This window comes from Bacillus sp. GbtcB14 (genome assembly GCF_019091205.1).
Taxonomy (GTDB): domain Bacteria; phylum Bacillota; class Bacilli; order Bacillales; family Bacillaceae_G; genus Bacillus_A; species Bacillus_A cereus_AG.
The window spans coordinates 315,124-327,146 of the sequence record NZ_JAGXJT010000004.1; the positions used below are offsets into that span (position 1 = coordinate 315,124).

Genomic DNA, 12,023 nt, shown 5'->3' on the forward strand with positions numbered 1-12,023 from the left:
AAAAGAACAAGTGTTCGTTAATTTTTACATACTTCCCATCATATAATAGGTTTCTATATAACCACTTACCCATTGTCATTTCTTATTTATCAACCTAGAAAATTTTCACTTTCACTTAACATCCCGTTCTATCTTTGTTATATTTTCTAGTTGACGGACATATAAACGAGTGTTAAAGTTTTCTCTGGTAGTGACAAATCTCATACAAAAAATGTAAAATGTTATAGTGTTTCTCAGAAATGAATTTTGTTGTATAATACAGAAATGACGTTATGCTTATGAGCAACACAAGAAACCAAAAGGGTATGCATAGTTATAGTCGTATATGGGTGAATATAGAACCTCTAATTATGGCCAAGAAAACTATGTATTTTTTATTTTAGCATTTTTCGCTCCAAAATCGACCAAGCCTGATAGAGAAAGGGTGGAAATGAATGAAAGAAACCTTGAAATCACAATTTCAAAATGTGCGTTTCACTGTATTCGTAGCTTTAGCCGTATGGTTGAAGACATATCTTATTACTCGCACAAGCTTTGATTTAAAACTTGAATCTTTCATGCAAGAATTCATTTTATTCCTTAGCCCATTAGCAGCATCATTACTGCTTGTTGGTCTTGCATTATTTGCAAAAGGGAAAAAACGTAACTATATAGCACTTGGAATTAATTTTGTCTTAACAATCATTCTTGTTGGTAATGTAATGTTCTACGGATTCTATAATGACTTCGTTACTTTACCTGTACTAGGACAAACATCTAACTTTGGGAGTTTAGGTTCTAGTGTGAAAGAATTGTTTAACTACAAAATCATCCTTGCATTTGCTGATATTATCGTATTCTTCATTTTATTGAAGAAGAAGAAAAGCTTTGCACCGACAGAGCGTGTAGCACGCCCAATGCGTTCCCTATACTTCGTGTCAACAGTTGCTATTTTCTTCGTAAACTTAGGACTGGCAGAAGCCGAGCGTCCTGAACTATTAACACGTTCATTCGACCGCGTTATGCTTGTTAAAAACTTAGGTTTATATGTACACCAAGTATACGATCTTGGCTTACAAGCAAAATCAAGTTCACAAAAAGCATTTGCTGACGGTAGTAAATTGCAAGAAACAGAAAACTACGTAAAAACAACACAAAGCAAACCAGATCCAAATATGTTTGGTACTGCAAAAGGGAAAAACGTAATTGTTGTCTCTCTTGAGTCATTACAAACATTCTTAATTGGTGCAACAGTTAACGGACAAGAAGTTACACCATTCTTAAACCAATTTACGAAAGAAAGTTATTACTTTGATAACTTCTTCCATCAAACTGGGCAAGGAAAAACATCAGATGCTGAATTCTTAGTAGATACTTCCATGTATCCGCTAGACCGTGGTGCTGTATTCTTCACACACGGTAATAACGAATATACAGCAACTCCAGAAATTTTACGTGAGCAAGGATACCACACATCAGTATTCCACGCGAACAACGCAACATTCTGGAACCGTAACATTATGTATCCGGCACTTGGTTATGATCGTTACTACAACGAACTTGACTACAAGATTACGCCAGAAACGAAATTAAATTGGGGATTAAAAGATATCGAATACTTCGATCAATCTATCGATATGTTAAAAGAAGTGAAGCAACCGTTCTACACTCGCTTCCTTACTTTAACAAACCATTACCCATTCACTTATGATGAAAATACGAAATTAATCGATGAATATAATTCTGGTGATGGTGTGTTCGACCGTTACATGGTAACTGCTCGCTATTTAGACGAAGCAATGAAACACTTTATTGAGCGTCTAAAAGCTGAAGGTATTTACGACAACTCAGTTATCGTATTCTACGGTGATCACTACGGTATTTCTGAAAACCATAACCGTGCAATGGCACAGTTCTTAGGAAAAGAAGAAATCACTGCATTTGACCATATGAACTTACAAAAAACACCGATGTTTATTCACGTTCCAGGTCAAAAAGAAGGTAAAACAATTTCAAAACCAACTGGTGAAATTGACATTAAACCAACAATTCTAAACTTACTTGGTGTAGATTCTACGAATCAAATTCAATTTGGTCATGATGTATTCTCACCTGATAATAAAGGATTCGTTGTTCTTCGTGACGGTAGCTTCATTACAGATAAGTACATGTACACGAACAGTACATTCTACGACCGTAACACTGGTGAGGTTGTACAACTACCAAAAGAAGAATCTCAACCACTCATTGATCGTGCCCAAAATGAATTGAACATGTCTGACAAAATCATTGAAGGTGACTTACTTCGCTTCTCTGAAAGTAATAAGACCAAAACTGGTGAAGTAAAGACAGCAATTAAAGAAGAAAAAAAGAGCGCTGAGTAATCTCAGCCTCTTTTTTTATATTTCTCCATACAATCACTTATATTCATTAACTTTAACATTACATAACCTTTACCAAATATTCACATAGGATTAATGAAACATCCCTATAATAAAATATGTAAGCGCGGTTCTATATATTTCTTATCTCTCATCTGTAATAAGATCCCTTAAAGAAATATGTGAATCGTTTATTTCTACTTTCTTATAATTGTCTTTCAATGTGTTTTGTTTCCATACACAAAACATTCAATAAGACGATGTCCCTATGAAAGATAGCTACCCTCCTTGTGCAGCATTCTATAAGAATGTTGCTTTTTTTATTTAAAAGCAGGATTTTTATTTCTTATTTTCGAATTTGTATATACAAAATGCTCTAAATCACCACTATTTCTCTATGATTTACAAATACATATACGTCATATGTAGAGAATTACTTACATAAAAATTATTATAGTGACTTCTTTACTTACGCACTTACGAAAGGATGGGACGAAAATTGGCATATGAAAGATTTGTACTTTGGAATGATGCAGTTATTGATACAACAAAACAAAAGACGTACATAGAACTTGAAGAAAGGGGCTTGCAGTTTGGAGATGGTGTCTACGAGGTTATTCGCTTATATAAAGGGAACTTTCACTTATTAGATCCGCATATCACAAGATTATATCGCTCCATGGAAGAAATAGAATTATCACTCCCTTTCTCCAAAGCAGAACTTATTATCCTACTCTACAAACTAATTGAAAATAATAATTTCCACGAAGATGGAACGATTTATTTGCAAGTCTCTCGTGGTGTACAAGCTCGTACCCACACATTCTCATATGACGTCCCTCCGACAATCTATGCCTATATTACGAAGAAAGAAAGACCTGCGTTATGGATTGAATATGGTGTACGTGCTATATCAGAACCAGATACGCGCTGGCTACGCTGTGATATCAAATCATTAAATTTATTACCCAATGTATTAGCTGCTACGAAAGCTGAACGCAAAGGTTGTAAAGAGGCCCTTTTCGTACGAAATGGTACCGTAACTGAGGGAAGCTGTTCTAATTTCTTTCTCATAAAAAATGGTACGCTCTACACACATCCAGCCAATCACCTTATTTTAAATGGCATCATGCGTCAATATGTCCTTTCTTTAGCGAAAACCCTTCGTATTCCTGTACAAGAAGAACTGTTTAGCATTCGCGATGTGTATCAAGCAGATGAATGTTTCTTTACAGGAACGACGATTGAAATTTTGCCGATGACTCACCTTGATGGAACTACAATTCAAGATGGTCAAGTTGGCCCTATCACAAAAATGCTGCAAAGATCATTTTCTCAAAGCTTGTTACAATCCAATATGTCATCTTCTTAAACACGTATAATTTCTATCCTTTCTGCATTCAATATATGTATTTAAATGGAAATCAAGGTATAGATTTATGCCTTGATTTTTTTTTGTAATCTTTTTGTCATATTCAGATTACCGCATAAGTCTTGACAGTAATCGACATGCTCTTTAGAATTTTTAACAGTTGGTAAATATTTCTTCACTACATTACAGACAGAAAGGAATCGACAAATTATGAAAAAATACCTTGCCGGTCTTGCGGCAGTGTCTGTAGCAGGAGGAGCAGCACCTACACTTGATAGTGTTCAAGCTGCCCCTGAACAAAATACACAAAAAGCTGCTACAACTGTCCAAGCTTCAGCATCAAACAGCTCATCTTATACGGTAAACACTAGCGTATTACATGTTCGTGCAGGATCAAGTACTTCTCACGACATCATCTCGCGTGTTTATAACGGTCAATCACTAAACGTGATTGGCGAAGAAAATGGTTGGTTCAAAATTAACATTAATGGACAAACAGGATTTGTTAGTGGCGAATTTGTATCAAAAAATGGAGCAAGCAATTCTAATGTAAGTACAACAGGTGGAAACAATAAAGTTACTGCTGATGTATTACGTGTACGTACTGCTCCTAACACTTCTAGTTCTGTTTCAGGACGTGTATATGCAGGACAAACATTAAACGTAATTGGCCAAGAAAATGGTTGGGTGAAAATCAACCATAATGGACAAGTAGGTTATGTAAGTAGCGAATTTGTATCAGGCGCTTCTTCAAATACGGGTTCTACAAACAGTAACAACAATAGTAACAATGGAGCAACTGTTCAACCAGCAAGCGGAAACTATACAGTAAATGTATCTTCCCTTCGCGTTCGTACAGGTCCTAGCACTTCTCATCCAACTGTAGGTTCTGTTAAACAAGGACAAGTCGTACAAGTTGTTGGCGAAGTTCAAGATTGGTTCAAAATCAATTATGCAGGACAAACGGCTTACTTAAGCAAAGACTACGTAACAAAAGGCGGTTCTAACGAAAACGTCACTCAAGGTAACAACCAAGAGCAAAACAACAAGCCAGAACAAAACAATAATGTAACTGTTCAAACTGGCGGTACTTACGTTGTTAACGCAACATCTCTACGTGTTCGTACAGGCCCTGCTGCTTACCATAGTGTAATTGGTGGCGTATTAAATGGTACTACATTAAACGTAGTTGGATCTGAAAACGGTTGGTTCAAAGTAAACTACCAAGGAAAAACAGGCTTCGTTAGCAGCGAGTTTGTTAAGTTCGTTAAAGGTGGCACTACTACTCCTGAACAACCGAAGCAACCTGAGCAGCCAAAACAACCTGATCAAGGTGCGATTGGTGACTACTACATTAATGCTTCTGCCTTAAACGTACGTAGCGGCGAAGGTACAAATTATAGAATCATAGGCGCACTTCCACAAGGACAGAAAGTTCAAGTAATCTCTGAAAACTCTGGATGGAGCAAAATCAACTACAACGGTCAAACTGGTTATATTGGAACACGTTACCTTTCTAAAACACCAGTTGGGGGCGCAGTAGATAATAAGCCTAACAACAACCAAAACAACAACCAAAATAACAACCAAAACAATAACAATAATAATAATAATAATACAGGCAACAATAGCGGTGACAGTTCTTCCATACTTGCATATGCAAAAGGAATGCAAGGTGTACCGTACGTTTGGGGCGGTACTTCTGCTACTGGTGTTGACTGCAGTGGTTACATTTACCACGTATTTAAGAAATTTGGTCATAACATTAGCCGTCAAAGTGTTGCGGGATATTGGGGTAGCCTACCACAAACTTCAAATCCACAACCTGGTGACTTAATTTACTTCAAAGACACTTATAAAGCTGGTCCTTCTCATATGGGTATTTACCTTGGGGGCGGATCATTTATCCAAGCTGGAGATAAAGGTGTAGCAATCGCTTCATTAAGTAACTCTTATTGGAAGAGCCATTTCTTAGGATACACGAAAGCACCTTAATTAATAGTTTAAAAGCCTTCTAGATTACTAGAAGGCTTTTTTGTTATAGGTTCAACACATTACTCTCTTTTACCCATCTTCTCTCTAAAATAATAATGTATCCATTCTTCCATTTCATACACCATATTCTACAAAAACAACCCATAACGTTATCATAATGTATATATTTACATAAAAAACATAACCTATTTCATGTGTATTTATTTTATATGTGTTTTTTCAAAGAATTTTCTTTTTATTTAAACTTTTCGTTAGACGTTTGACCTCCGATGTCCATTATGATAAGTTACTTAAGATGTTATATTCGCACAAGTATAGACAACTGGTTTATACACTTTTTTTACTATGAGGAAGGAGCATACACTGCATGAATCTTTTATGGGGAATTGGCGGCGTGATTGGAGTATTAGCAATTGCTTTCTTACTATCTTCCAACCGCAAAGCTATTAATTGGCGCACAATTTTAATCGCGCTAGCATTACAAATGTCATTTTCATTTATCGTATTACGATGGGATGCCGGAAAAGCAGGTTTAAAATACGCTGCTGATGGTGTTCAAGGATTAATTAATTTTTCTTACGAGGGAATTAAGTTCGTTGCTGGGGATTTAGTCAACGCAAAAGGCCCTTGGGGATTTGTCTTCTTTATTCAAGCACTACTTCCAATCGTATTTATTAGTTCATTAGTAGCAATCTTATATCATTTCGGTATTATGCAGAGATTTGTGAGTGTCGTTGGTGGCGCATTAAGTAAACTTCTTGGAACTTCTAAAGCAGAAAGTTTAAACTCAGTAACAACTGTATTTTTAGGACAAACTGAAGCTCCAATCTTAATCAAACCTTACTTAGCACGTTTAACAAATAGTGAATTCTTCACTATTATGGTAAGCGGTATGACAGCTGTTGCCGGATCAGTTCTTGTCGGCTATGCAGCAATGGGTATTCCGTTAGAACACTTATTAGCAGCAGCAATTATGGCAGCTCCATCAAGTTTATTAATCGCGAAACTAATTATGCCAGAAACAGAAAAAGTAGATAATAACGTTGAGCTTTCTACAGAACGTGAAGATGCAAACGTTATCGATGCAGCTGCACGTGGTGCATCTGAAGGTATGCAACTTGTTATTAACGTAGCAGCAATGTTAATGGCCTTCATCGCGTTAATCGCTTTATTAAATGGTCTATTAGGATGGGTTGGTTCTTGGTTCGATATTAAACTTAGCCTTGATTTAATCTTCGGCTACTTACTATCACCATTTGCAATCTTAATCGGTGTTTCTCCAAATGAAGCTATACAAGCGGCAAGCTTTATCGGTCAAAAACTTGCGATCAACGAATTCGTTGCATATGCAAACTTAGGACCACACATGGCAGAATTCTCTGCAAAAACAAACTTAATTTTAACATTCGCAATCTGTGGATTCGCAAACTTCTCTTCTATCGCAATTCAATTAGGTGTAACTGGAACGTTAGCTCCTACTCGCCGTAAACAAATTGCACAGTTAGGGATTAAAGCAGTTATCGCTGGTACATTAGCGAACTTCTTAAATGCAGCAGTTGCAGGTATGATGTTCCTATAAAATGATGTAAAGTCTCCTCTTTCTAAAGAGGGGGCTTTTTACTATGTTCTTTATTTTTTTAGTATATATTCAATTCTTCATGCTGAAATATAAAAACATTATGATACAATAATTAGTAAGTCTGTTTATTTTTTCTTGCAAAAGAGGAATACTACTTGTGGTTGTTCTCCAAAATAACCTAGTCATCCGGTCTATTTCTTAATAATTGCGCATACTACAAGTATCCTTGCATGAATTATCTTTAAGGAGGAAAGTTTTGTGAAAGATAACTTCTATAAAGTCCTCTCTATGTGGATTTTACAAATTTTATTTTATTTTACAACTGTACATGTAACGCAATATGAGCATGCTCTCATTTTCACAATTATATATGTAATTGTTAATGTACTATTTCTATTATTGAATGATAAAACCGCATTTGTTCTCTTTATATTAGGAACCATTACTTCGGTATTCTATCTGTTCTACCAAGCATGGCTTTACCTATGGAGTACATCAGAACAATGGGAATACATTATTACTCACTTCCTAATGGCAGCAAACTTCTTCATCGTATATATCTCAACTCATTTATTAAAGAAGGTTATTCATGAAAATAAAGAATTAACCGAACGTGTGAGAATATTAGAACAATACATTGGAGAATCAAAATTATTAACAAGACAAGAATTCGAAAGACGACAAGCATTATTAATCACTGCAATGAATCGTCGTAATGAAACAGGCGTTATTATTTACTTTGATTTCAATTCCTTTAGTAAATATACGAAGGAAAGTGTTATGGACCGTGTAGCTTCATTATTAGTTGAAACGATAAGAGATGACTTTGACCTTGCCGCTGAATACGATAATAATAAGCTCGTTATTTTATTACAAAACACAAATGAAGCCGGTGCCGACATTGTAATGAACCGTCTAAAGCCAAAAATGGAGAAATGGCTTGCTGCTGAAGCGATTCAAGATATAAAAATTTCACGCGAGCAAATTGGGAACAAAGGAAAGACGTTATTATGATGACACTCGTTATACTGCTTTTATTCCTTCTGTTTTGCGTACTCGTTTTTTGGATTAGTATCACATTTTCAATCAAGTATATACTTATCTTTACAGCCTTTCTATTCTCTGCCTTACTTGTTTACTATTCTTTCTTAACACTCGCAGGCTTAATTCACCGAAATAGTAAACGAAAAGATCGTACGCTAGAACATTATCCAAGCGTCGATATTTTAATACCTGCCCACAATGAAGGTGTCGTTATTAAAGATACTTTAGAGGCGATGGCGAAGATTGAATATCCAGGCAGACTAACTGTTTATTTATTAAACGATAACTCTCAAGATGAGACACCTGAAATTGGTGACGATTTTGACAAAGCTTATGCACATATTCGTCACATTCGTGTTCCAGCGGGGGAACCGAAAGGGAAATCGCGTGTATTAAACTATGGTCTTAGTATTTCAGATGGTGAATACTTCTGTGTGTATGATGCAGATAACCAGCCTGAACCACATGCACTGCGAATGCTTGTAGAACACGCTGAAACAACCGAGGATGCTGTTGGAGCTGTTGGTCACGTTCGTACTGTAAATGAAAAAAGAAACTGGCTAACACGAATGATTTCGTTAGAATTTCAAATCTTCCAGCTCCTTATGCAATCCGGACGCTGGTTACTATTCCAAACAGGTTCACTAACAGGAACAAACATGCTTCTTCGCCGCTCTGCATTAGAAGAGCTTGGCGGTTATGATCCGTATGCAATTGCAGAAGACGCTGAATTAACATTACGAATTACACAAAAAGGCTATCTCTTACCGATCGTTCCAGAATCGATTACATGGGAACAAGAACCTGAGCATTTAAAAATTCTTATTAAGCAGCGTACACGTTGGCTCCAAGGGAACTTGTACATTTTAGAAAAAATGTTTTCTTCTCTAAGTTTCTTTAAAGGAAAACTTCTCGTCCATTCCTTACAACAGGTTTTAGTGTATGTTGTATTTTGGCTGTTCTTAATCATTTCGAACGTTTGGTTTGTAATTGGGTTACTCGGGATATTCCAAATTCAATATAGCATTCCGCTACTATTTATGTGGTATGTCGCATATATTACATATGTTTCCCAATTATTTAGTGCCCAGAGTGTGGAACGAACCTTTACACCAACTAACATTTTTATTAGTGTTATCATGTACTTTACGTACGCACAACTCTTTACGTACTTATTCATTCGTAGCTTAATTTTATACTTACGTGCAAAGAGCAAGAAACAAGTCATTGGGTGGGATAAAACAGTTCGATTCAAAAAAGATAAATAATAAAAATAAGCACAGAGCGCCGTATGCTCTGTGCTTATTTATTGCCGTATAAATTATATATCAGACAATACCCCTTAGCTGAAAGTAATTTCACGTCCATCCCCCAACGAACGATTGACCTTCATTTATATACGAAAAAGTGATTGCTATTTTTGTAGAACCAATTGCTTCTCTTGCTGTTCTTTGCGCGTTTCAGTCTTAGGTTCCGTGCTTTCTTGGACACTACGATGTGCCACACGTTTCAAACAAATATGCTTCCACTTTCTTTCGTAACGTTTCATTATTCTAGATGTCCCCCTTGAATGCGCTTTAAAACTATTTGAAATCGCTTACAGGAAATAATATAGCACATATACATAAACGTGACAACACATTTCCGACAATTTTTTGTCAAAAATATGAATAGAATTTATAGAATATCGAATATTGTCGAAATACATCGTTTTTTCTTCGTATAAAAGGCATACTACTTATATAGTAAAGTATTTTATTTCCCTTACTTGCAGTTCAAATTCCTTCTATATAAAAAAGAGCTGATACATAATCAGCTCCTTTTCCTTCTATTATTAATGACGCTTCATACGTCCTTCTTTTTGTAACTCTTTAAATAATGCCGCCATCATAAAGAAAATAACGAACACGAATGGGAATGCCGCTATGATAGCTGCCGTTTGTAGGGCTTCTAATCCACCAATATATAATAAGATAGAAGCTAGCGCGGCTAAAACGATACCCCAAACCATTTTAATACGGTTCGGCGGATTTAAACTACCGTGTGTTGTTAACATCCCTAAAACAAATGTCGCAGAATCTGCGGATGTAATAAAGAATGTAGAAATAAGAAGAATTGCTAGAACAGATAAAGCTGATCCAAAGCTTCCCATCTGATCAAACATAGCGAACAATCCTACTTCAGTCCCCATCTCTTTCACTTTTTCAAAGATATGTGCATCACCGAACAGCTCCATATGAATACCAGTCCCGCCGAAAACAGAGAACCAAAGCGCACCGATTACAGTCGGTACGAGTAACACACCGATAACAAACTCACGAATCGTACGTCCTCGTGAAACACGGGCAATAAACGTACCTACGAATGGTGACCATGCAATCCACCATGCCCAATAGAAAATTGTCCATGACTGAATCCATTGGTTTCCACCTTCATCTAATGGGCTTAAACGGAAGCTCATGCTTGGCAATTCCTGAATATAAGAACCGATTGTTGAAGTGAAGTAATTCATAATAAAGTTTGTTGGACCTGCAAATAATACAATAATCATAAGTGCAAACGCCAAAATAATATTCGCATTACTTAAATATTTAATTCCTTTATCAAGACCTGTTTGCGCAGATAACATGAAAAGAACGGTTACGATTGCAATAATAACTAACTGTGTCGGCAATGAATTCGGGATAGATGTTAAATAACTAACACCACCAGCAATTTGTTTCGCACCAAGACCTAATGATGTTGCGACACCAAACACAGTTGCGAAAACAGCTAACACATCAAATGAATGAGCAATACGTCCATGTTCCCCGCCTTTAAATAACGGACCTACTGTCGCACTAATCGTACTTGCTTTTCCTTTTCTAAAAGTAAAGTAAGCAATACACAGCGCTACGAATGCATATAGTCCCCACGGATGTAATCCCCAATGGAAAAATGAAAAACGTAATGCAAGACGCGCACTTTCCTCAGTTGCACCTTCTCCAAATGGAGGTGCGTACAAATGGTTTAATGGTTCAGCAACGCCCCAGAAAACTAAACCGATACCCATACCAGCGCTAAATAGCATAGCAAACCATGTCATATAACTATAATCAGGTTCATCATCATCTTTACCTAAACGAATAGAACCGTATTTCGAAACAATTAAAAAGATAGACACACCTAAAATAATAGAAACAGAAATAATATAGAACCATCCAAACTTACTAACCAATGCCGTTTGAATCGCAGTCGTTACATTTCCTAGGCTACCTTTTCCAATAATAGATTCGGGAATAATCCCCCAAATTGTAAATGCAATACATAATGTTAATGAAACGATGAATGTTTTTGTCAGTTTCCTCATCAAATCCCCCTTCGTAGGTTTCACTTTTGTAAATAACATAAATTCCGATATGTAAAATCGGATAGAAAACTATAATTTTACGGTGATTTTCTTATTTTCACCTTCACCAACTAGAATTCTTATGGACAGCCTTACCTTCCGTATAATCTTTTTACTCTGCAAGAGCCATAAGATCGAAATACTGCTGTCAAATTGTGCGAGAAAAATGCGGATGGGAATGTGTTTTCCCAAAAAAGGATGTGTTACAGATGTAAAAAAGGGCATTTTTCTTCCTTGCAACCCTTTCTGTTTGTAACAATTATGCGGTTTTTTTGCTAGTATATA

7 protein-coding genes are annotated in these 12,023 nt (G+C 36.3%); 6 read left to right on the forward strand and 1 reads right to left on the reverse strand.

The annotated features are described in order from the left end of the window. Nucleotides 1-434 precede the first annotated feature (434 nt). The 6 genes from KVT31_RS14230 (at nt 435) to KVT31_RS14255 (ending at nt 9,618) form a co-directional block, all read left to right on the forward strand. Nucleotides 435-2,363, forward strand: coding sequence for an LTA synthase family protein (locus KVT31_RS14230; protein ID WP_088098435.1), 1,929 nt, complete (start codon nt 435-437; stop codon nt 2,361-2,363). Nucleotides 2,364-2,847: 484 nt separating this feature from the next. Further along, on the forward strand, nt 2,848-3,732 hold the full coding sequence (locus KVT31_RS14235) for a D-amino-acid transaminase (protein ID WP_088098437.1): 885 nt from the start codon (nt 2,848-2,850) through the stop codon (nt 3,730-3,732). Between the two features lie 210 nt (nt 3,733-3,942). After that, complete coding sequence (locus KVT31_RS14240; protein ID WP_217613531.1) at nt 3,943-5,727, forward strand: C40 family peptidase; 1,785 nt, start codon at nt 3,943-3,945, stop codon at nt 5,725-5,727. Between the two features lie 367 nt (nt 5,728-6,094). Further along, nucleotides 6,095-7,306, forward strand: a complete 1,212-nt coding sequence (locus tag KVT31_RS14245) for a NupC/NupG family nucleoside CNT transporter (protein ID WP_088098439.1) — start codon at nt 6,095-6,097, stop codon at nt 7,304-7,306. Nucleotides 7,307-7,564: 258 nt separating this feature from the next. Then, on the forward strand, nt 7,565-8,320 hold the full coding sequence (locus KVT31_RS14250) for a GGDEF domain-containing protein (RefSeq protein WP_088098440.1): 756 nt from the start codon (nt 7,565-7,567) through the stop codon (nt 8,318-8,320). Further along, nucleotides 8,317-9,618: a glycosyltransferase family 2 protein gene (locus KVT31_RS14255; RefSeq protein WP_088098441.1), complete on the forward strand. Its 1,302-nt coding sequence runs from the start codon at nt 8,317-8,319 to the stop codon at nt 9,616-9,618. The genes KVT31_RS14250 and KVT31_RS14255 overlap by 4 nt, the downstream gene beginning before the upstream one ends. 566 nt (nt 9,619-10,184) lie before the next feature. Here KVT31_RS14255 and opuD read toward each other — a convergent pair. Then, nucleotides 10,185-11,699: a glycine betaine transporter OpuD gene (gene opuD, locus KVT31_RS14260; protein WP_088098442.1), complete on the reverse strand. Its 1,515-nt coding sequence runs from the start codon at nt 11,697-11,699 to the stop codon at nt 10,185-10,187. Nucleotides 11,700-12,023 lie beyond the last annotated feature (324 nt).